This is a genomic window from Micromonospora echinaurantiaca (assembly GCF_900090235.1).
Classification (GTDB): Bacteria; Actinomycetota; Actinomycetes; order Mycobacteriales; family Micromonosporaceae; genus Micromonospora; species Micromonospora echinaurantiaca.
In genome coordinates, this window is sequence record NZ_LT607750.1 from 2,539,849 (window position 1) to 2,559,692 (window position 19,844).

Genomic DNA, 19,844 nt, shown 5'->3' on the forward strand with positions numbered 1-19,844 from the left:
AACGATGCCGCGGCCGAAATCCGTTGACCGCCGGGTGAGGATCGACGCGTGACGACGCCTACCCGGGTGGCCTGGACGATCGGCCCGGCCCGGCCCGACCGGTCCGACGCCGCGGTCCTGCTCGAGGAGTACTTCGAGGAGATGGTCCGCCGCTACCATCGCCGACCCGTCCGCCCGGGCGAGGTCGCCGCCGCGATGGCCGAATCGCCGAGCGGTGACCTGGTGCCACCGGCCGGGGTCTTTCTGGTCGCGACGTACCACGACCGTCCGGCCGGGTGCGCCGGGCTGCGGCTGCTGCCCGGCTGGGCGGAGCTGACCCGGCTCTACGTCCGCTCGGCGTACCGGGGGCGGGGTGGTGGGGCGGCGCTGCTCGCCGACGTCGAGCAGCGGGCCCGCGCCGCCGGGGCCGACCGGATCCGGCTGGACACCCGCAACGACCTGGTCGAGGCCCGCGCCCTGTACGCCCGGCACGGCTACGTCGAGATCCCCCCGTACTCAGCCGGCCAGTACGCCGAGCACTGGTTCGAAAAGCTCCTGCCCGAGTTGACGACGGTCGCTTCCCGCGCTATCACAGAGGAGGAAGTTGAGTCGTCCAGACTCAACCTGACACCTTCGGCCAGGAGAACCGAGGAGGCACGACCATGCTGATGCGCACCGACCCGTTCCGTGAGATCGACCGGCTCGCCGAGCAATTCTTCGGCACCACCGCCCGTCCGGCCGTGATGCACGTGGACGCCTACCGCGACGGCGACTACTTCTACGCCGCGTTCGACCTGCCCGGCGTCGACCCGGACAGCATCGACTGCACTGTGGAGCGCAACGTGCTGACCGTCCGCGCCGAGCGCCGCCGGCCCACCGGCGACAAGGTCGAACTCGTCGCCGCCGAGCGCCCGATGGGCACCTTCAGCCGGCAGCTGTTCCTCGGCGACACCCTCGACACCGACAAGCTCGAGGCCGGCTACGACAACGGGGTGCTGACGCTGCGCATCCCGATCGCCGAGCGGGCCAAGCCGCGGCGGATCAGCATCACCGCCAACGGCAACGGCCGCAGGCAGATCAACGCCTGACCGCTTCCCCGGGGGCGGGTTCCGGACCGCCGGACCCGCCCCCGCGGCCGGCCCGGGCGCCGGCGGCTCCGGGCTCCGGCGGGTAGAGCGCGGCCAGCGCGCGGGCGGTGCCGACGAACCGCTCCCGCAGCTCCGCCGGAGCCAGCACCTCCGCCTCCGCGCCGAGCTTCAGCAGCTCGATGTGGCCGTGCCGGACCGACTCGATCGGCACCGTGGTGCGCAGCCAGCCGTGCTCGTCGGGCGGGCCAGCCGCCGCCCGCGCCGCCCGGGCCATCGCCGGCGGGAAGACGTACCCGGTCAGCTCCAGCGCCGCCGCGGTCATCCGTACCGTCGCCTCGGCCCGGTAGACCCCGCGCTCGTAGCGGTCGGCGTGCTCCTGCCAGCAACGGCCCAGGTCGAAGTCCTCCGGCCGGTCGAAGTGCTCGTCGAGGACGGCCAGCTCGAGGATCGCGCCGACCCGGTAGGTGCGCACGTCGCCGCCGGCGTCGGCGACCAGGTACCAGCGGCCGGCCTTGAGCACCACGCCGAGCGGCGCGAGCAGCCGGGTCACCTCCCGGGGCGCCTTCCACCGCCGGTAGCGCACCTCGACCCGGCGGTCCTCCCACACCGCCCGGGCCAGCGCGGCCAGGTGCGGGGTCGGCTCCGGCTCCCGGAACCAGGTCGGCGCATCGAGGTGGAACCGCTGCCGGATCCGCTCGCCCCGATCGGCCAGCTCGGCCGGCAACGCGGCGCGCAGCTTCAGCTCGGCGGTGGCCAGCACCGAGCCGAGCCCCAGCTCGGCCGCTGGGCCCGGCATGCCGGTCAGGAACAGCGCCTGCGCCTCGTCGGCGGTGAGCCCGGTCAGCCGGGTCCGGTAGCCGTCCAGCAGGCGGTATCCGCCGGCCGGCCCACGGTCGGCGTAGACCGGGACGCCGGCGGCGCCGAGCGACTCGACGTCCCGGTAGACGGTGCGCACCGACACCTCCAGGGCGTCGGCCAGCTCCTGCGCGGTCATCCGGCCCCGGGTCTGCAGGAGCAGCAGTAGAGACACCAGCCGACTCGCGCGCACCGCCCGACCGTACCCCCGGCCCGGTGGCGGTGGCGGTGCCGGGCGACGGGGTGTGTCGGGAACCGGTCGGGCGCGCCTCGTCGCGAATCCCACCCAGAGCTGAGAACCTTTTTCACATGATCTCCCCGGGCGCCCCGGCGCTGCCCCGCCCGTCGGCCCCGCCCGCCCTACCGGGGGGTTCCACCGACTTCACCGAGGCGTGGCTGCGCAACCGGCGGCTCAGCGAGCACACCCGGCAGGCGTACCGGCGGGACATCGCCGGCTGGCTGGCCTGGTGCGCCGCCTGCGAGCTGGACCCGCTGCGGGCGAACTTCCTGCACGTCAACGAGTACGGCCGGACGCTGGAGTCGACGCTGGCGGTGCGCACCGGCCGCCCGCTGACCCCGGCCACCGTGGCCCGCAAGCTCTCCGCGCTGTCCAGCTGGTACGACTTCCTGGTCAAGCTCGGGGCGGTGGCGGCCAACCCGGTGGCCGGCGCGGACCGGCCGCGCATCGACCGGGACCACTCGGCCACGGTCGGGCTCACCCCGGAGGAGGTCGACGCGCTGCTCGCCGCCGCCGAGGCCGACGCCGGGCCCACCGCGCCGCGCAACCGCGCCGCGATCGCGCTCCTGGCCGACCTCGGGCTGCGGGTCGGCGAACTGGTCTCGCTGGACCTGGCCGACCTGGGCGCCGAGCGGGGACACCGCAGCGTCCGGTTCGTCGGCAAGGGCGGCAAGGCCCGCCGCCGGGCGCTCACCCCCGGCACCGCGTACGCCGTGGACGCCTACCTGGCCCAGCGGGCCGCCGCCCAGGGCGTGCCGGTGACCCAGCTGGCCGGGCCGCTGCTGGTCACCGCCAGCGGCGCCCGGCTCGACCGGCACTCGGTGTTCCGGCTGGTGCGCCGGCTGGCCCGGGCCGCCGGCATCCCGGCCTGGGCGCAGCTGTCGCCGCACTCGCTGCGGCACGCCTTCGCCACCACCGCCCGCGCCGAGGGCGTCCCGCTGGAGGACGTCCAGGACGCGATGGGGCACGCCGACCCGCGTACCACCCGCCGCTACGACCGGGACCGGCACAACCTCGACCGCGACCCGGCCTACGTGATCTGGGCGGCCCGGTCCCGCCGCCGCGGCTGACGGACCGGTCCCGCCGGCGGGGCTGGCGGACCGGTCCCGCCGGCGCGGCTGGCGGCCCGGTCCCGCCGGTGCGCCGGGTCAGCCCTGCGGGCGGGGGCAGATGCAGAACGGCTGCCCGATCGGGTCCACCAGCACCACCCACCGCCCGTCGCCGGGCTGGAACTCCGGCTTCGACGCCCCCGCGGCCAGGAACTCCTTCTCGGCCACCGCCAGGTCGTCGACGTACAGGTCGAGGTGGTAGCGCTTGCCACCGGAGGGGTCCGGCCAGGACGGCGGGCGGTAGCCCTCGACCAGCCCGAAGCCGATGGCCACACCACCGCTGCTGATCATGGCGTACTCGGGCTGGCTGTGGGTCACCTCCCAGCCGAGTACCCGGTGGTAGAACGCCGCGTGCGCGGCGGGGTCGGAGCTGTCGAGGTTGACCATGGCGAGATCGGCTGTCGCTGTCATGCCCGCCAGCCTGCCGCAGGTACCTGACATCCTCTGGCAGGTACCCGCGGCCGAGTCATGGCTCGGCGGGGGTGAGCCGGCGGCTCAGCGCGCCGACGCCCTCCGGGGTGCCGGCCACCAGCAGCGCGTCACCGTGCGCGAGTCGGTGGTCCGGTCCGGGCGCGGTGATCGTCCGCCCGTCCCGGAGCAGGGCGACCACGGTGACACCGGGAACGTCCGCGACCACGTCGCGCAGCACCCGGCCGCCGTGCGGGGAGACGGCGGTGACCGGCACGGCCGCCACGGTCAGCTTCCCGGCCCGCTGTTCCAGGTCGGGGACGTGGTCGATGGTGGCGACCGGGTGCAGCAGCTCGGCGAGCTCCCGCGCCTCGGCGGGGGTGAGGCGCACCGACCGCTCGACGGTGTCCGGGTCGCCGGGCGCGTAGAGGAGCAGATCGCGCCGTCCGCCGTGGTGGTGCAGCACGCCGAGCGAGCGTCCCTCGACGGTGTGCAGGGTGTAGCCGATCCCGATGCCGGGCAACGCGGTGCGTTCGATCTGCATGGTCATCTCCTGTTCGCTGTCGGGGCGGGATCCGGGTGCCCGGTCTCGCCGAACCAGCCGGCCAGCCGACCGGCCCGGGCGACGGCCCGCAGCCGCCGCTCGGTGGCCTCCCGCACCCGTGGGGTGGTGAGCACGACGAGTTGGTCCCCGACGCGCAGCCGGGTGTGCTGATCGGGCACGAAGGTGTCCGGCCCGCGTACCACCAGGGTGGTCGCGGCCGGCGGCGGCAGCCGCAGTTCGGGCAGGTAGACCCCCTGCAACCGGGAGCCGGGCTCGACGGTGACGTGGATCAGGTCGGCGTCCATGGCGTCCAGCGGCGCCAGTTCGACCTGCAGGTCGGGCCCGAGGCGGTGCGGCGCGAGCCGCAGCCGCCGGGCCAGCCAGGGCAGGGCCGGCGCCTGGATCACGGTGAAGACGACGACCAGCAGGAACACGACGTTGAACACCTGGTCGCTGCCGGGTGCGCCGGTGACCACCGGGATGGTGGCCAGCACGATCGGCACCGCCCCGCGCAGCCCGGCCCAGGACAGGAAGACCTGTTCGCGCAGCGGGACCCGGAAGGCGGCCAGCGCCACCAGCACCGACGCGGGCCGGGCGACCAGCAGCAGGGCGGCGCCGACCACCAGCGCGGGCACCACGCTCCCGGGCAGTTCGCTCGGCGTGACCAGCAGGCCGAGCATGACGAACAGGCCGATCTGAGCGATCCAGCCCAGCCCTTCGGCGACCGAGCGGGTGGCCCGCCGGTGCGGCAGCCCGGCGTTGCCGAGCACCAGGCCGGCCAGGTACGCGGCGAGGAAGCCGCTGGTCTGGGTCAGCCCGGCCACGGCGTAGGCGAGCACACCGCAGCCCACGATCGCGATCGGGTACAGCCCGGAGGTGGGCAGCGTGAGCCGGCGCAGCAGCCAGACCCCGACCGTGCCGATGAGCAGGCCGATCACGCCACCGGCGGCGAGCTGGAAGAGCATCGCGACCAGCAGCGGCAGCGGCTGCACCGCCTCCAGGGTGGCGGCGCTGAAGGTGAGCACCAGGATGAACGTGGGCGCGTCGTTGAGGCCGGACTCGGCCTCCACCAGGCTGGTGAGCCGCTTCGGCAGCGGCACCGCCCGCAGCACGGCGAAGACCGCCGCGGCGTCGGTGGAGGAGACGATAGCGCCGAGCAGCAGCGCCATCTGCCAGCCGACGTCCAGCAGCAGGTACGTCGCCGCCGCGGTGACCCCGACGCTGATCAGCACCCCGAGCGTGGCGAGCACGGTCGCCGGCGCCAGCACCGGCCGGACGTCCTTCACGTCGGTGGTCAGGCCGCCCTCCACCAGGATCACCGCGAGCGCGGCCATGCCCAGCGCCTGGGCCAGGGCGGCGTCGTCGAACGGCAGGCCGAGCCCGTCCTGGCCGAGCAGCAGACCCACCCCGAGGTACGCCAGCAGCACGGGCATGCCCAGCCGGGCGGCGAGCCGGGCCGCGGCGACGCTGACCAGGAGAACGCCGGTGCCGATGGCCAGCGTCACGTACAGCTGTGTCAGCGTCACCGTGGCCCCCTCTCCGCCTCCCGTTCGGTCAAGCGAAGTAGCGCAGCCACACGTACCCCCAGGCGATCAGCGTGGTGAGCACCGTGGTGGCGATGCCGTACCGGGTGAACTGCCAGAAGCTGATCGGTTCGCCGGCGCGGGCCGCGATGCCCAGCACGACGATGTTGGCGCTGGCCGCGACGGCGGTGCCGTTGCCGCCGAGATCGGCGCCGAGGGCGAACGACCACCACAGCGCCTGCCCGGTCTGCGGGTCGGCCTGGCTGGCGATGTCCGCCACGATGGGCGCCATCGTCGCCGTGTACGGGATGTTGTCGAAGAACGCCCCGAGCACCGCCGAGCCGAAGACGAGGCTGGTCGCGCCGGCGAACCAGCTGTCCCCGATGGCGCCGGTCGCCCACTGCCCGACCTGCTCGATGACCCCGGTCTCGGTCAGCCCGGCGACCATCACGAACAGGCCCAGGAAGAACGTCAGCGTCGGCCACTCGACCTCGGCCAGGTACCGCGCACTGTCGGCCCGGGTGACCAGCACCATCACCCCGGCGCCGAGCAGGGCGACGACCGCGACGTCCACCCCGGTCACGGTGTGCAGCCCGAAGCCGACCATGACCAGCACCAGCACGACCAGGCAGCGAGTCAGCATGGCCGCGTCGGTGATCGCGGCGCGGGCGTCCATGTCGCGGACCGCCGCGAACCGCTCCGGGTGGTACTCGAACGATTTGCGGAACATGAACCGCGCCAGCACCAGGAAGGCCAGGAACATCACCAGGGTGATCGGGGCCATGTGCACCAGGAAGTCGTTGAAGCTCAGCCCGGCGCGGCTGCCGATGATGATGTTCGGTGGGTCGCCGATGAGCGTCGCGGCGCCGGCGATGTTGGACGCCAGCACCTCGGCGATCAGGTATGGGACGGCGGAGATGCCCAGCCGGCGGCAGACCGAGATGGTGATCGGGGCGACCAGCATGACGGTGGTGACGTTGTCCAGGAACGGGGAGGCGAGGCCGGTGATCCCGACCAGCAGCGCCATCAGCCGGTACGGCCGCCCCTGGGAGCGTTGCGCCGCCCAGATCGCCAGGAACTCGAAGACGCCGGTCTGCTTGACCACCCCAACGATGATCATCATGCCGAAGAGCAGGAAGATGACGTCCCAGTCGATCCCCGCGTGGTGCGAGTAGAACACGTCCGAGCCTGGCACCAGGCCGAGCAGGGCCATCAGGCCGGCGGCCCCCAGCACCACCGCCACCCGGTTGATCTTCTCGGTCGCGATGAACATGAACGCCACCGCGAAGATCACGGTGGCGGCGATCGCGGGCCAGGCGCTCACGGGCGCCGGCCCGGCGGGCCGTGCCGGCCGCGGTGCGTGCCTTCGGGTGGCGCGGCGGGCGGGGTCGTCGGTGCGGGCGGCACCAGCACTGCGGTCACGAGTACCTCCGGTGGGGTCGGCGACCACGGCCCCTCCCGGCGACGGGAGGCCGCCGGAAGGGGCCGCCGGGGAGGGTGGCGGGGTCGCGGGCCGGGCGTCTGCCGGCCTCGTGCTGCAAGTTCAGCCGGCCGGGGTGCCGATCGACCATCGGGTCTGACACCCATTTGGCACCGGTACCGGCCTGTAATCCGACGTCCCGGCCGGGGCTGTCGGGCAGTGCGCGGGCCGCCGCCGTCCGGCGGCGGTCACCCGCGCGGGCGGGGCGTGGCATGCTGGCCCTGGCCTGCTTGGACGCCGCGCAGGCGACGGGGCGGGCGGGACCGCCGGGCGACGCGCCCGGGGGCGATCCGTGGGGCGCCTCGGCGGGTGTGGGTGATCCAACGCGGGCATATGGGTGTGGCCACGCATTTACACCGGCCGCCGACGCCGGACAGGCTGGCAAGACGGCCCCCGGATCGCGGACGCGGTCCGGGCGGCGACGGCGGCGGGTCGGGGAAAGGGGGCGTACGCGTGTCGTTGTTCTGGCGGATCTTCCTGCTCAACGCCGCCGTGCTGGTCACCGCCACGCTGCTGCTGCTCGGCCCGGTCACCGTCTCCACCCCGGTGCTGCTCACCGAGGCCGTGGTGCTGAGCGTGGGGCTCATCGCGATGCTGGTCGCCAACGCCGCGCTGCTGCGGGTGGGCCTGGCGCCGCTGCGGCGGCTGGCCCGGGCGATGGCCACCATCGACCTGCTGCAGCCCGAGCCGCGCCTGGCGCCCGGCGGCCCCGGTGGCACCGCCGAGCTGATCCACGCCTTCAACGCCATGATCGACCGGCTGGAGGCGGAGCGGGCGGCCAGCGCCGCCGCCGCGCTCTCCGCCCAGGAGGCCGAACGGCGCCGGGTCGCCCAGGAACTGCACGACGAGGTCGGCCAGACGCTGACCGCTGTGCTGCTCGAACTCAAGCAGGTGGCCCGGCGCGCCCCCGATCCGCTGCGCGGGCAGTTGACCCAGGTGCAGGAGACCACCCGCGACAGCCTCGACGAGATCCGCCGCATCGCCCGCCGGCTGCGCCCGGGCGTGCTGGAGGAGCTGGGGCTGGTCAGCGCGCTGAAGGCGCTGGTCACCGAGATCACCGGGCACACCGACCTGACCGTGGAGCAGCACCTCGCCGTGGACCTGCCGGCCCTCGGCAGCGAGGCGGAGCTGGTGCTCTACCGGGTCGCCCAGGAGGCGCTGACCAACACCGTCCGGCATGGCAAGGCCACCACGGTGGAGCTGTCGCTGCGGCGCCGTACTGGGGCCGTGCGGTTGCGGGTCCGCGACGACGGGCGGGGCATCGGCGCCGCCCCGGAGGGCACCGGCATCCGGGGCATGCGCGAGCGGGCCCTGCTGATCGGCGCCCAGCTGAGCGTGGGCCCGGCGGCGGGCGGCGGCACCGAGGTACGGTTGACCGTCCCGGTGGCCGAGCGGGACGGTGGCTCGTGACCACCCGGATCCTGCTCGCCGACGACCACGCGCTGGTCCGCCGGGGCGTGCGGCTGATACTCGACAGCGAGCCGGACCTGACCGTGGTGGCGGAGGCCGGTGACGGGGCGGAGGCGTTGAGCCTGGCCGCCACCGAGCGCCCCGACCTGGTCATCCTGGACATCGCCATGCCCCGGATGACCGGCCTGCAGGCCGCCCGGGAACTGGCCCGCCAGCAGCCCGACCTGCGCATCCTCATCCTGACCATGTACGACAACGAGCAGTACTTCTTCGAGGCGCTGAAGGCCGGCGCGAACGGCTACGTGCTCAAGTCCGTCGCCGACCGGGACCTGGTGGAGGCGTGCCGGGCCGCCATGCGCGATGAGCCGTTCCTCTACCCGGGCGCGGTCAACGCGCTGATCCGCAACTTCCTGGAGCGCAGCGCGCAGGGCGCCGACCCGCCGGCCCGGGCCATCACCGAGCGCGAGGAGGAGATCCTCAAACTGGTCGCCGAGGGCCACTCCTCGAAGGAGATCGCCCGGCTGCTGTTCATCAGCGTCAAGACCGTGGAACGGCACCGGGCGAACCTGTTGCAGAAGCTCGGCCTGCGCGACCGGCTGGAGCTGACCCGCTACGCCATCCGGGCCGGCCTGATCGAACCGTGAGGCGCCGGCCCGGTCGAACCGTGAGGCGCGGCGGCGCCGACGGGCGACTTTCCCGCCCGCGGCCGGCGATGATTCTCTACCGTCGACAGATGTGGGCGCTGAGCAGCGGTGGAGCCGGCCGGCGCGGCGGCGCCGCCCGCTGCGCGCCGGGCTGGTCTTCGCCGGGATGGGTGTGGCCCTGTGCTGCGTCGGGGTGGCCGGGCTGGGCGCCTGGAACGTGCAGGTGGTGACCCGGGCCAGCGGGCCGGTACGGGAGACCGCCGACGGGTTCCTGCGGCAGGTGACCGCGGGCGACACCGACGGGGCGTACGAGCGGTTGTGCGCCGATGCGCGTACCCGGTGGAGCGAGATCGGCTTCACCAGCTGGGTGCGTACGCCGCCGGTGGTCAGCGACTACGAGATCGTCGACGTGTCGGTGGCCACCCGGCGGGGTCGCCCGCACGGCACGGTGTCGGTGCGGCTGACCCGCGACAGCGGCGCCACCGAGGAGCGGACGCTGTCGGTGGTGAACGAGGACGGTGGCTGGCGGGTCTGCGGCGACCCGTACTGAGCCGCACCGCGCCCGCTCCCCACAGCACTCAGCCGCGCGGTCGGCCGCCCGACAACCGTCAGCGGCCCGGGCCCAGGTCGCCGGCGCGGTAGTGCCGCCGGCAGAGCACCTGGTAGCGCACCTCGGCGGTGTCCACGGTGTCACCGATGACGACCTGCGCGCCCTCGCGCACGACCCGACCGCCGACCACCCGGGCGTTGAGCAGCCCTTCCCGGCCGCACCAGCAGAGCACCTCGACCTGGATGCGGGCCACCTCGTCGGCCAGTTCGAACAGCCGCTGCGCGGCGGGGAACAGGCAGGAGCGGAAGTCGGTGGCGAGGCCGAAGGCGTACACGTCGACGTCGTAGCTGTCGACGAGTTCGGCCATCTGCTCGACGTGCTCGACGCTGTAGAAGCTGGCCTCGTCACAGATGAGGTAGTCGACGCGGACCCCCTCGGCCCAGGTGTCGCGCACCAATGCGCGCAGGTCGAGGTCGTCGGTGACCTCGATCGCGTCGTGGGTCAGGCCGATGCGGGTGGTGACCCGCGGGCCCAGCGAGCGGTCGATGCGGGTGGTGACCAGGCCGCGGCGGCCCTGCCGGGAGTGGTTGTAGTTCATCTGCAGGGCCATCGTGGACTTTCCGCAGTCCATCGGCCCCCAGAAGAACTTCAACGCCGCCGCGTGCAGCGGTCGTCCGTCCACCCCGCGCGCCGCCGCGCAGCCCGCGGGCGTGTCGTGCGGGCCGGGCAGCGGGCGGGCCAGGCAGGTCAGGGCGGCGGCGTCGTCGGTCACGGTCGGGCAGCCTAACCGATCGACCCGACCGGATCCGCCGGGTGCCGGTCAGAGCACCCGGGGCGGGGTGTTCCCGGCGGCCACGATGGCCCGGCGGATCGGCACGGCCAGCAGCAGCAGGAACCCGACGACGAAGAAGATCAGCAGGGAGACCAGGCCGACCCGGTAGGAGGAGGTGAGCTGGAAGACCAGGCCGAACGCGAGCGGACCGAGCCAGCTGGTGCCCTTGTCGCTGATCTCGTAGAAGCCGTAGTACTCGCCTTCCTTGCCGGCGGGGATGAGCTGGCTGAACAGCGACCGGCTCAGCGCCTGGCTGCCGCCGAGCACCAGGCCGATGGCGGCGCCGAGGACCATGAACGGCAGCGGCGCCTCGGCCGGCAGCCGGAACGCGGCGACGATCACACCGGTCCACAGCACCAGGCTCAGCAGCACGGTCTTCCAGGCGCCGATGCGGCGGGCCAGGGCGCCCAGGCTGAGCGCGCCGCCGAAGGCGAGGAACTGCACCAGCAGGATGGTGGTGATCAGGGTGCTCTGCCCCAGCCGCAGCTCCTCGGTGCCGTACTGGCTGGCCAGGGTGATGACCGTCTGGATGCCGTCGTTGTAGACCAGGAAGGCGAGCAGGAAGAACAGCGTCAGCGGGTACGCCTTGATCTCGCGCAGGGTGCGGCCGAGCTGGCGGAAGCCGTCGGTGAACACGTTGCCGCCGGCGCCGGCCAGCGCCGCGGCGGTGGGCCGCTCGCGCAGCCAGCGCAGCGGCACCAGGGTGAACAGCGCCCACCACACGCCGGCCGACACGATGGACCAGCGGGCCACGTCCAGCGTGCGCTGCGGGTTGCCGTCCTCGCTGAGCAGGGTGACCGCGACCAGGTTGCCGGCCAGCAGCAGCCCGCCGCCGAGGTAGCCCAGCGCCCAGCCGCGGCTGGAGATCCCGTCGCGTTCGTCCGGGCCGCCGAGCTGCGGCAGGAACGAGTTGTAGACCACGATGGCGGCGCCGAAGCTGATGTTGGCGATCAGGAACAGCGCCCCGCCGAGCAGGTAGCGGTCGCCGGTGACGAAGGCCATCGCCACGGTCGCCCCGGCGCCGGTGAACGCGGCCCCGCCGAGCAGCCGCTTCTTGTGCAGGGACCGGTCGGCGATCGCCCCCATCACCGGCAGCACGAAGACGGTGAGGAACACCGACAGCGAGATCAGGTACGGGTAGTACGAGCCGGCGGCGACCTTGATGCCCAGCGGGTAGACGAACCCGTCGCAGCTGTCCGCCCCGAGTTCGCAGCCGGCGGCCAGTTCGGTGACGGTGGTCAGGAACGGGCCGAGGAACACCGTGATGACGGTGGTCTGGAAGGCGGAGTTGGCCCAGTCGTAGACGTACCAGCCGGTGCGTTCACGACGGGTGCTCGCCGGGGCGGGGGCGTCGCCCACGGTGGGGGTGGCGGTCTCGGCCATCGGTTCCTCGTCGGGGGGTTAGGCGGCCCAGTGGCCGCGGCTGCGGTAGACGTCGCGCAGCACGCCGACGTGATCGGTCATGATGCCATCCACTCCAAGATCAAGTAACTCGTGCATCTCGGTGGGTTCGTCGATCGTCCAGACGTGCACCTGCAGGCCGAGGCGGTGGGCGAAGCGCAGGAACCGCCGGTCCACCACCGGCACCCGGCCGTAGCGCACCGGCACCTGCGCGGCGACCACGGACGGCGGCAGCCGCAGCGGCCGGCCGGTCAGCGAGGCCATCCGCAGCCGGGCCACCCCGCGCATGCCGAGGCCGGTGGCGACCCGGCCCTCGGTGAGCGCGCGCAGCCGGGCCAGCCGGGCGTCGCTGAACGAGGCGAGCAGCACCCGGTCGCCGGCGCCGGCCCGCGCCACGGTGGCCACGGTCGGGTCGACGCCGCCGTCGGCCTTGACGTCGATGTTGAACCGGACCTGCGGCCAGGCGTCGAGCACCTCGTCGAGGCGGGGCACCACGGCGGCGCCGCCGACCCGTACCGAGGCGAGATCGGCCCAGCGCAGCGCGGCGATGCGCCCGTGCTCGCCGGTGACCCGTTCCAGCGTCGGGTCGTGAAAGATCACCGCCACGCCGTCGGCGGTGGCGTGCACGTCGGTCTCCACGTACCGGTAGCCGAGGCCGATCGCGCGGGCGAACGCCCCGGTGGTGTTCTCGTCGCCCTCGGCGGCCCCGCCGCGGTGGGCGAACGCCAGCGGCGCGGGCGCGTCCAGGTAGGGGTGGGCGGTCAGCACGCAGCGCAGTATGCCGGCACCGGGTGGCCCGCGGGTGACCGGGCGGCGGCAGGTCCTCGTCGCCGCGCCGCGACCCGCCACCGGACAGCGGGCGCGGCCAGGTCAGGCCGGGGGGCGGCGGCGGTGGGAGCGGCTGGTGTCGGCCGGGCGGCCGGGATCGACGTACCGGGGTCGGTCGGGTTCGTCGGGGCGCAGCGGGACCAGCTCGTCGGTGAGCGCGTCGATGATCCGGTCGGTGGCCCGCCGGGCCGCGCCGGGAACGCCGTGGGCGAGGTCGGTCAGCTCGACCGGCCGGCCGAAGTGCACCCGGATCACCGGGCGGCGCAGCACGGACCGGGCGATTCCACGCAGCAGCCCCTTCGGGGCGCGGTAGGGCAGCACCTCGTGCGCACCCCACTGGGCCACCGGGATCACCGGGGCGCCGCAGGCCAGCGCGAGCCGGGCGGTGCCGGTCTTGCCGCGTTCGGGCCACATGCCGGGGTCCAGGCCGATCCGCCCCTCCGGGTAGACCAGGATCACCGAGCCGCCGGCCACCGCCGCCGCCGCGTCGTCCAGGGCCTGGTGCACGGCGTTGGTGCCCCGCTCGACGCGGATGTGCCCGGCGCGGCGCATCGCGGCCCCGACGACCGGCGCGCGGAACAGCCCGCCGGTGGCCATGATCCGGGGGGCGACGCCGGCCGCCCGGCAGGCGGCGGCCATCACCACCGGGTCGAACGGGCTGATGTGGTTGGCGGCCAGGATCAGCGGCCCGCGCCGCAGCTGCGCCGGCACGCTCCCGGTGACCTCCAGTCGGGCCAGCAGGGCGACGACGACGCGGGCGAGCAGCTGGGCGGCGCGCCAGATCAACGGCGGCTGCCAGGGGGAGCGGGCGGTGTCCATCAGCGCGCAATGGTCGCACGGTCGGCCCGGTCGCCGGGGGGCAGGGCGGGCCGGGCGGGGGACGCCGACGGGGGCCGGCCGGCCAGGGTGATCAAGGTCATTGGTCCCGGTCCGGTTCGGGACCCCCGACCCTGCCAATTCGTCTACGACCGGCAGTAGTATTTACTACGTCTCGTAGTATGAATGGCTGGGGGTTGCAGGTGGACGCGTTGGACGTCGCCCGCTGGCAGTTCGGTGTCACCACCGTCTACCACTTTCTCTTCGTACCGCTGACCATCGGCCTGTCCGTGCTGGTCGCCATCCTGCAGACGCTGTGGCACCGCACGGGCAACGAGAAGTACCTGAAGCTGACCAAGTTCTACGGCAAGCTCTTCCTGATCAACTTCGCGATGGGCGTGGTCACCGGCATCGTGCAGGAGTTCCAGTTCGGCATGAACTGGAGCGACTACTCGCGCTTCGTCGGCGACATCTTCGGCGCCCCGCTGGCCATCGAGGCGCTGGTCGCCTTCTTCCTGGAGTCCACCTTCATCGGCCTGTGGATCTTCGGCTGGGACCGGCTGCCCAAGCGGCTGCACCTGGCGGCCATCTGGGCCGCCGCGATCGGCACCAACCTCTCGGCGTACTTCATCCTGGCCGCGAACTCGTTCATGCAGAACCCGGTCGGCTACCGGATCAACCCGGAGACCGGCCGCGCCGAACTCACCGACTTCCTCGCGGTGCTGACCAACAAGGTCGCCCTGGTCACCTTCCCGCACACCATCGCCGGGGCGTTCCTGGTCGCCGGTTCGCTGCTGGTCGCCGTCGCGCTGTGGCACCTGATCCGCAACCGCGACTCGGCCGACACCCCGGCCTACCGGTTCGCCGCCACGTTCGGCTCCTGGGTCACCCTGGTCGCCACCGCCGGCGTGGTCATCACCGGCGACATCCAGGGCAAGATCATGACCGAGGTGCAGCCGATGAAGATGGCCGCCGCCGAGGGCCTCTACACCACCGAGAGCCCCGCCTCCTTCTCCGTGCTCACCGTGGGCAGCCTCGACGGCAGCCGGGAACTGTTCGCCATCAAGATCCCGTACCTGCTGTCCTGGCTCGGCACCGGCGACCCGAACGGCACCGTGCACGGCATCAACGACCTGCAGGCCCAGTACGCCGCCCAGTACGGCGCCGGCAGCTACACCCCGATCATCCCCGTCACCTACTGGAGCTTCCGCTTCATGATCGCCTTCGGCCTGGCCGCCGCCGCGATCGCGCTGCTGGTGCTCTGGAGCCAGCGCAAGGGCCGCACCCCGAACAGCAAGTGGCTGCTGCGCGCCGGCCTGGCCATGCCGCTGCTGCCCCTGGTCGCCAACTCGTTCGGCTGGATCTTCACGGAGATGGGCCGCCAGCCGTGGATCGTCTTCGGCGAGATGCTCACCCGCGACGGCGTCTCCCGCAGCGTCTCGCTGACCGAGGTGCTCACCTCGTTCACCGCGTTCACCCTGATCTACGCCACCCTCGCGGTGATCGAGGTCAAGCTGCTGCTGCGCTACGCCAAGGCCGGCGTACCGGACCTCACCCCGGCACCCGAGATCGACGACAGCCACGACGACGCCGAGCGTCCGCTCGCCTTCGCCTACTGACCACCGGAGACCACCGTGGAACTCACGACCATCTGGTTCCTGCTCGTCGCCGTCCTGTTCACCGGCTACTTCATCCTGGAGGGCTTTGACTTCGGCGTCGGCATGCTGCTGCCTGTGCTCGGCCGCGACGACCGGGAACGCCGCGTGCTGATCAACACCATCGGGCCGGTGTGGGACGGCAACGAGGTGTGGCTGATCACCGCCGGCGGCGCCATGTTCGCCGCCTTCCCCGAGTGGTACGCCACCCTCTTCTCCGGCTTCTACCTGCCGCTGCTGCTGATCCTGCTGGCGCTGATCGCCCGCGGCGTCGCCTTCGAGTACCGGCACAAGCGCCCCGAGCCGTCCTGGAAGCGGCGCTGGGACGCGGCGATCTTCTTCGGCTCGCTGGTGCCGGCGGTGCTGTGGGGGGTGGCCTTCGCCAACATCCTGCGCGGCGTGCCGCTGGACGCCGACCACGAGTACGTCGGCGGCCTGCTCGACCTGCTCAACCCGTACGCCCTGCTCGGCGGCGCGACCACCGCGGCGCTGTTCCTCACCCACGGCGCGGTGTTCATCGCGCTGAAGACCGTCGGCGAGGTGCGCGAGCGGGCCGGCGCCCTCGCGGTGCGCCTGGGCGTCGGCGCCGCGCTGCTGGCGGTGGCGTTCCTGACCTGGACGCTGAGCATCCGCTCCAGCGCGGCCGCCGTCGTGCTCGCCGTCGCCGCGGCACTCGCCCTGCTCGGTGGTCTCGCCGCCGCCCGGGTACGCCGGGAGGGCTGGGCGTTCACCGGCACCGCGGTGGCCATCGGCCTGGCGGTGGCGACCCTGTTCGCGGCGCTGTTCCCGAACGTGCTGCCGTCCACCCTGGACGCGGCCGGGACGCTGACCGCCAGCAACGCCGCCTCCACCCCCTACACCCTGAAGATCATGACCTGGGTGGCGGTGGTGTTCACCCCGATCGTGCTGGCCTACCAGGGCTGGACGTACTGGGTGTTCCGCAAGCGGATCGGCGTCGCCCACATCCCGCAGCACTGACACCCTCCCGGCCGGCCGGTCCGCCCACTCCCCGGGGCGGGCCGGCCGACGCGCGCCTAGGGTGAATCGGTGACCGGTGAACCCTGGCGCGACCTGTTCGGCAGCACGACGCCGCTGGTCGGCGCCCCGATGGCCGGTGGCGCCACCACTGTCGCGCTGGTGCGGGCGGTCACCGCGGCCGGCGGTTTCGGGTTCCTCGCCGCCGGCTACCGCACCGCCGAGGCGGTCGCCGCCGACCTGGCCGACCTGCGCGCCACCGGCACGCCGTGCGGGGTGAACCTGTTCGTGCCCGGCCCCCGCGAGATCGACGAGGCCGCCTTCCACGCCTACGCCCACCGGATCGCCGCCGAGGGCGAGCCGTACGGCCTCGACCTGGCCGCCGCGACGCCGGTGCACGACGACGACCACTGGGCCGACAAGATCGACCTGCTGCTCGCCGACCCGGTGCCGGTGGTCAGCTTCACCTTCGGGCTGCCCGACCCGGCGGCGGTGGCCGCGCTGCGCCGCGCCGGCACCCGGGTGCTGGTCACGGTGACCTCGGCCGACGAGGCGCGCGCCGCCGCCGACCTGGGCGTCGACGGTCTCGTCGCCCAGGGCACCGAGGCCGGCGGGCACAGCGGCACCCACACACCGCGCCGGCCCGCCCCGCCGGTCTCCACCGGCCCGCTGGTACGCGCCGCGGCCGCGGCGACCGACCTGCCCGTGCTGGCCACCGGCGGCGTGGCCGGCCCCGACGACGTACGCGACCTGCTCGCCGCCGGCGCGGCCGCGGTGGCGGTCGGCACCCTGCTGCTGCGCACCGACGAGAGCGGCGCCAGCCGCACCCACCGCGACGCGCTGGCCGACCCGGCCCGAACCGGCACCGTCCTCACCCGGGCGTTCACCGGGCGGCCGGCGCGCGGGCTGCGCAACGCCTTCATCGACCGGTACGAGCCGCACGCGCCGCTCGGCTACCCGGAGCTGCACCACCTGACCCGGGGCATGCGGGCGGCGGCCGCCGGCGCCGGGCACCCGGAGCGGGTGCACCTGTGGGCCGGCACCGGCTACCGGAACGCCACCACCGGCCCGGCCGCCGCCGTGGTCGAACGGCTGACCGCGACCCTCTGACCACGCCGGGCCCCGGGGTGGGCCGACCCCGGCCGTCCTGCGGGCCAGCGCGCCGCTGCCGGCGGCGTCCCGGCGTCGCAGCGGTGACCGGCCGGGGTCACGCCGCCGCCGGCGCGCCGTTGCCGGTGGCCGCCAGCTCGGCGTCGGCCCGCTGCTTGAGCAGGATGAGCACGCGTCCGGCCACGGCCAGGTCCGCGGCTGGGATGTCCGCGTACAGCCGGGCGGCGATGCCGACGACCACGTCCGCGACGCGGCGCTGCACCTGCCGGCCGGCGTCGGTGAGCGCCAGCCCGGACCCGCCGTCGGGCAGTGCGCGCAGCAGCCCGCCGGCGACGAGTTCGTCCACCGCGGCCAGCACCACCGAGCGGTCGACCTTCAACGCGTCGGTCAACCGCTCGACGAGGTCCGCCCGGACGACGGCCCCGCCCTCGGTGGCGGCGGCGTTCAGGGCGAGGGACTGGTGGAAGGTGATGCCGAACCCGACCAGCTCGCGTTCGAGCACGGCACGGGTCGCGTAGTGGGCCTGGCCGATGATCTGGCCGTTCAGCGCGGTCATGACGATCCTCCTGATGTTGGCTCAACCAACGTTGGTTTCGCCAACGATAGCCGAATTCGTGGGCCACGCCAACAACCGGGTTAGGCTCTGCCCATGGACCCCATCGGCGAGTCGGAGACGCCCACCCGGCTGCGTACCACCCCGAGCTGGCTGCTGACCCAGACCGCCGCACACGCCGGCCGGCTGGTCAGCGAGGGCTTCGGCGGCATCGGCGCACGCGGCTACCACTACCGGATCCTCGCCGCCCTCGACGAGTTCGGCCCGGCCAGCCAGGCCGACCTGGGCCGGCGCGGCGGCATCGACCGCAGCGACGTCGTCGCCACCATCAACGAACTCGCCGCCTCCGACCTCGTCGTGCGCGCGCCCGACCCCGCCGACCGGCGCCGCAACGTCATCACCATCACCCCGGCCGGGCAGCGGGAGCTGCACCGGATGGGGGAGACCCTCGCCGCCGTCCAGGACACCCTGCTGGCCCCGCTCACCGCCACCGAACGCGGCCAGCTCACCCGGCTGCTCGGCAAGCTGCTCAGCCACCACCGGCAGCGCCCCTGACCCGCGACCCGGCGGCAGGTGGGCGGCGCCACGGCCACCCGCCCCGCCGCCGTTGTCGCCTCAGTGCGCCTCGCGCAGCTCCGCCAGCCGGGCCTCGATCTCGGCCAGCTCGGCGCGCAGCTTCTCGGCCTGCTGCTCGGCCTCGGCCCGCTCGGCGGCCAGGATCTGCTCCACCGCCTCGTGCACCCCCGGCACGTCCACCAGCGCCACCATCCGCAGCGCCTCCGCCGGCTTCACCACATACGGCTTCGCGAGGGCCTTGCTGCCCTGCTGCGCCGCCACCGTCCACTCGCCGTCGGCGTACGCCAGGGTCACCGTCAACCCGGCCGGGCCCTTCGGCTTCGCCGCCTTACCCGCCCGGCGCGCCGGCTTGGCCGCCTCCACCGTCTGCACGCTCGACTCCTCCCGCCGCGCCGGTCTCGGCGCCGGCACCCGGTCCAACACGAACTCCGGCTCCGCCCGCGCGGCCGGCGGCTCCGGCTCGGGCTGCGGCTCCGCCGCCGCCTTGCGCCCGGCGCCGCGCGGCGCCACCGCCACGTCCGCCGGGGAGAACGGCAACTCGTCGCGGCCGAACCGCACCACCACGAACTCCTCCGAGGCCGCCGGGTCGGTCAGCTCCACCACCTGACCGACCTGCCCGGCGATCTGCCCCGCCGCGGCGGTGAACACCACCTTCGGCTTACGGCCGGCCGCCAGCGCCTCCCGGAAGCTGCGCACATCGTCGTCGGACAACCCCTGGCCAGCGGCACCCATCAGCAACCTCTTCCGTACACCTGTTTGATGCCTGCCTTGATACCAGCCGGCTGCGACAGCGCCACGGCGGGGGATCACCCACCCAGCGCCCGCAACGCCCGGTCCGCGTGCCCGGTCATGCTCAGCTCACTGTGGACCACCTCGATCAGCCGGCGGTCGGTGCCGATCACGAACGTCACCCGCCGGGTGCTCAACGGGCCCAGCGGCAGCCGCCGCCGCACCCCGAACCGCTCGGCCACCGCACCGTCGGGATCCGACAGCAGCGGATAGTCGAACCCGTGCAGCCGGGCGAACTCCGCCTGCTTCGCCACCGGGTCGCGGCTGATCCCCACCCGCTGCGCGCCGAGCGCCGCGAACTCCGCCGCCAGGTCCCGGAAGTGGCAACTCTCGGCGGTGCAGCCGCGGGTCATCGCCGCCGGGTAGAAGAACAACACCACCGGACCCGCCACCAGCAGCTCCGACAACCGCCGCTGCGTGCCCGTCTGGTCGGGCAGCGCGAAGTCCTCCACCACGTCCCCGACACCCAGCACCGCGCACC

At 73.9% G+C, this 19,844-nt stretch carries 22 protein-coding genes; 10 read left to right on the forward strand and 12 right to left on the reverse strand.

Going from position 1 to position 19,844, the window contains the following annotated elements; translation table 11 throughout:
• Nucleotides 1–48: 48 nt before the first annotated feature.
• Both GA0070609_RS11635 and GA0070609_RS11640 read left to right on the forward strand, forming a co-directional pair.
• On the forward strand, nt 49–648 hold the full coding sequence (locus GA0070609_RS11635; RefSeq protein ID WP_231928630.1) for a GNAT family N-acetyltransferase: 600 nt from the start codon (nt 49–51) through the stop codon (nt 646–648).
• Complete coding sequence (locus GA0070609_RS11640; RefSeq protein ID WP_088993826.1) at nt 642–1,067, forward strand: Hsp20/alpha crystallin family protein; 426 nt, start codon at nt 642–644, stop codon at nt 1,065–1,067. The genes GA0070609_RS11635 and GA0070609_RS11640 overlap by 7 nt, the downstream gene beginning before the upstream one ends.
• On the opposite strand, the gene GA0070609_RS11645 is transcribed toward GA0070609_RS11640, so the two are convergent.
• A complete protein-coding gene (locus GA0070609_RS11645; RefSeq protein ID WP_088993827.1) occupies nt 1,057–2,115 on the reverse strand; it encodes a helix-turn-helix transcriptional regulator in 1,059 nt (352 codons plus the stop codon). The genes GA0070609_RS11640 and GA0070609_RS11645 overlap by 11 nt on opposite strands.
• A 116-nt stretch (nt 2,116–2,231) precedes the next feature.
• Here GA0070609_RS11645 and GA0070609_RS11650 point away from each other — a divergent pair, with 116 nt between their 5' ends.
• Nucleotides 2,232–3,230: a tyrosine-type recombinase/integrase gene (locus tag GA0070609_RS11650; RefSeq protein WP_088993828.1), complete on the forward strand. Its 999-nt coding sequence runs from the start codon at nt 2,232–2,234 to the stop codon at nt 3,228–3,230.
• A gap of 78 nt (nt 3,231–3,308) precedes the next feature.
• Here GA0070609_RS11650 and GA0070609_RS11655 read toward each other — a convergent pair whose 3' ends face one another.
• The 4 genes from GA0070609_RS11655 to GA0070609_RS11670 are packed head-to-tail and all read right to left on the reverse strand — an operon-like array spanning nt 3,309 to nt 7,068.
• Nucleotides 3,309–3,680: a VOC family protein gene (locus GA0070609_RS11655; RefSeq protein ID WP_088993829.1), complete on the reverse strand. Its 372-nt coding sequence runs from the start codon at nt 3,678–3,680 to the stop codon at nt 3,309–3,311.
• 55 nt (nt 3,681–3,735) lie between these two features.
• Complete coding sequence (locus tag GA0070609_RS11660) at nt 3,736–4,221, reverse strand: cation:proton antiporter regulatory subunit (protein ID WP_088993830.1); 486 nt, start codon at nt 4,219–4,221, stop codon at nt 3,736–3,738.
• Between the two features lie 2 nt (nt 4,222–4,223).
• Entirely contained in the window at nt 4,224–5,747 is a 1,524-nt protein-coding gene (locus GA0070609_RS11665) for a potassium/proton antiporter (protein WP_088993831.1), read from the reverse strand.
• A gap of 28 nt (nt 5,748–5,775) precedes the next feature.
• Nucleotides 5,776–7,068 (reverse strand): ArsB/NhaD family transporter, encoded by a 1,293-nt coding sequence (locus GA0070609_RS11670; protein ID WP_231928631.1) that lies wholly within the window; start codon nt 7,066–7,068, stop codon nt 5,776–5,778.
• 609 nt (nt 7,069–7,677) lie between these two features.
• Between GA0070609_RS11670 and GA0070609_RS11675 the strand changes: the two genes are divergently transcribed.
• The 3 genes from GA0070609_RS11675 (at nt 7,678) to GA0070609_RS11685 (ending at nt 9,828) form a co-directional block, all read left to right on the forward strand.
• A complete protein-coding gene (locus tag GA0070609_RS11675; RefSeq protein WP_088993832.1) occupies nt 7,678–8,634 on the forward strand; it encodes a HAMP domain-containing sensor histidine kinase in 957 nt (318 codons plus the stop codon).
• Complete coding sequence (locus tag GA0070609_RS11680) at nt 8,631–9,278, forward strand: response regulator (protein ID WP_088993833.1); 648 nt, start codon at nt 8,631–8,633, stop codon at nt 9,276–9,278. The genes GA0070609_RS11675 and GA0070609_RS11680 overlap by 4 nt, the downstream gene beginning before the upstream one ends.
• A 91-nt stretch (nt 9,279–9,369) precedes the next feature.
• Complete coding sequence (locus GA0070609_RS11685; RefSeq protein WP_088993834.1) at nt 9,370–9,828, forward strand: Rv0361 family membrane protein; 459 nt, start codon at nt 9,370–9,372, stop codon at nt 9,826–9,828.
• A gap of 58 nt (nt 9,829–9,886) precedes the next feature.
• On the opposite strand, the gene GA0070609_RS11690 is transcribed toward GA0070609_RS11685, so the two are convergent.
• The 4 genes from GA0070609_RS11690 to GA0070609_RS11705 form a co-directional block, all read right to left on the reverse strand.
• Nucleotides 9,887–10,600: a thymidine kinase gene (locus tag GA0070609_RS11690; RefSeq protein WP_088993835.1), complete on the reverse strand. Its 714-nt coding sequence runs from the start codon at nt 10,598–10,600 to the stop codon at nt 9,887–9,889.
• Nucleotides 10,601–10,648: 48 nt separating this feature from the next.
• A complete protein-coding gene (locus GA0070609_RS11695; RefSeq protein WP_088993836.1) occupies nt 10,649–12,043 on the reverse strand; it encodes an MFS transporter in 1,395 nt (464 codons plus the stop codon).
• 18 nt (nt 12,044–12,061) lie between these two features.
• Nucleotides 12,062–12,829, reverse strand: a complete 768-nt coding sequence (locus GA0070609_RS11700) for a glycerophosphodiester phosphodiesterase (protein WP_088993837.1) — start codon at nt 12,827–12,829, stop codon at nt 12,062–12,064.
• A 102-nt stretch (nt 12,830–12,931) separates the two neighbouring features.
• A complete protein-coding gene (locus tag GA0070609_RS11705; RefSeq protein WP_088993838.1) occupies nt 12,932–13,708 on the reverse strand; it encodes a lysophospholipid acyltransferase family protein in 777 nt (258 codons plus the stop codon).
• A 200-nt stretch (nt 13,709–13,908) separates the two neighbouring features.
• Here GA0070609_RS11705 and GA0070609_RS11710 point away from each other — a divergent pair, with 200 nt between their 5' ends.
• From GA0070609_RS11710 to GA0070609_RS11720, 3 genes are all read left to right on the forward strand, one after another.
• Complete coding sequence (locus tag GA0070609_RS11710; protein WP_197700344.1) at nt 13,909–15,324, forward strand: cytochrome ubiquinol oxidase subunit I; 1,416 nt, start codon at nt 13,909–13,911, stop codon at nt 15,322–15,324.
• 15 nt (nt 15,325–15,339) lie between these two features.
• Nucleotides 15,340–16,338 carry a cytochrome d ubiquinol oxidase subunit II gene (cydB, locus tag GA0070609_RS11715; RefSeq protein WP_088993840.1) on the forward strand — a complete coding sequence of 333 codons (999 nt, stop codon included), beginning with the start codon at nt 15,340–15,342 and terminating at the stop codon, nt 16,336–16,338.
• A gap of 69 nt (nt 16,339–16,407) precedes the next feature.
• Nucleotides 16,408–17,445, forward strand: coding sequence for an NAD(P)H-dependent flavin oxidoreductase (locus GA0070609_RS11720; protein ID WP_231928632.1), 1,038 nt, complete (start codon nt 16,408–16,410; stop codon nt 17,443–17,445).
• Between the two features lie 97 nt (nt 17,446–17,542).
• Here the strand turns inward: GA0070609_RS11720 and GA0070609_RS11725 are convergent, their stop codons facing one another.
• Nucleotides 17,543–18,001, reverse strand: a complete 459-nt coding sequence (locus GA0070609_RS11725; protein WP_088993841.1) for a MarR family winged helix-turn-helix transcriptional regulator — start codon at nt 17,999–18,001, stop codon at nt 17,543–17,545.
• Between the two features lie 93 nt (nt 18,002–18,094).
• Between GA0070609_RS11725 and GA0070609_RS11730 the strand changes: the two genes are divergently transcribed.
• Nucleotides 18,095–18,553 carry a MarR family winged helix-turn-helix transcriptional regulator gene (locus GA0070609_RS11730; protein ID WP_088993842.1) on the forward strand — a complete coding sequence of 153 codons (459 nt, stop codon included), beginning with the start codon at nt 18,095–18,097 and terminating at the stop codon, nt 18,551–18,553.
• A gap of 60 nt (nt 18,554–18,613) precedes the next feature.
• On the opposite strand, the gene GA0070609_RS11735 is transcribed toward GA0070609_RS11730, so the two are convergent.
• Together GA0070609_RS11735 and GA0070609_RS11740 are read right to left on the reverse strand one after the other, a co-directional pair.
• The gene (locus tag GA0070609_RS11735; protein ID WP_088993843.1) at nt 18,614–19,306 is read right to left on the reverse strand and encodes a hypothetical protein; all 693 of its coding nucleotides are present in this window, start codon (nt 19,304–19,306) and stop codon (nt 18,614–18,616) included.
• Nucleotides 19,307–19,380: 74 nt separating this feature from the next.
• On the reverse strand, nt 19,381–19,836 hold the full coding sequence (locus GA0070609_RS11740) for a peroxiredoxin (protein WP_088993844.1): 456 nt from the start codon (nt 19,834–19,836) through the stop codon (nt 19,381–19,383).
• Nucleotides 19,837–19,844: the final 8 nt, after the last annotated feature.

Coding starts and splice junctions, on each gene's coding strand:
- GA0070609_RS11695 (WP_088993836.1), bottom strand. CDS start 12,043: ATGGCCGAGACCGCCACCCCCACCGTGGGCGACGCCCCCGCCCCGGCG.
- GA0070609_RS11735 (WP_088993843.1), bottom strand. CDS start 19,306: ATGGGTGCCGCTGGCCAGGGGTTGTCCGACGACGATGTGCGCAGCTTC.
- GA0070609_RS11730 (WP_088993842.1), top strand. CDS start 18,095: ATGGACCCCATCGGCGAGTCGGAGACGCCCACCCGGCTGCGTACCACC.
- GA0070609_RS11725 (WP_088993841.1), bottom strand. CDS start 18,001: ATGACCGCGCTGAACGGCCAGATCATCGGCCAGGCCCACTACGCGACC.
- GA0070609_RS11705 (WP_088993838.1), bottom strand. CDS start 13,708: ATGGACACCGCCCGCTCCCCCTGGCAGCCGCCGTTGATCTGGCGCGCC.
- GA0070609_RS11655 (WP_088993829.1), bottom strand. CDS start 3,680: ATGACAGCGACAGCCGATCTCGCCATGGTCAACCTCGACAGCTCCGAC.
- GA0070609_RS11640 (WP_088993826.1), top strand. CDS start 642: ATGCTGATGCGCACCGACCCGTTCCGTGAGATCGACCGGCTCGCCGAG.
- GA0070609_RS11660 (WP_088993830.1), bottom strand. CDS start 4,221: ATGCAGATCGAACGCACCGCGTTGCCCGGCATCGGGATCGGCTACACC.
- GA0070609_RS11650 (WP_088993828.1), top strand. CDS start 2,232: ATGATCTCCCCGGGCGCCCCGGCGCTGCCCCGCCCGTCGGCCCCGCCC.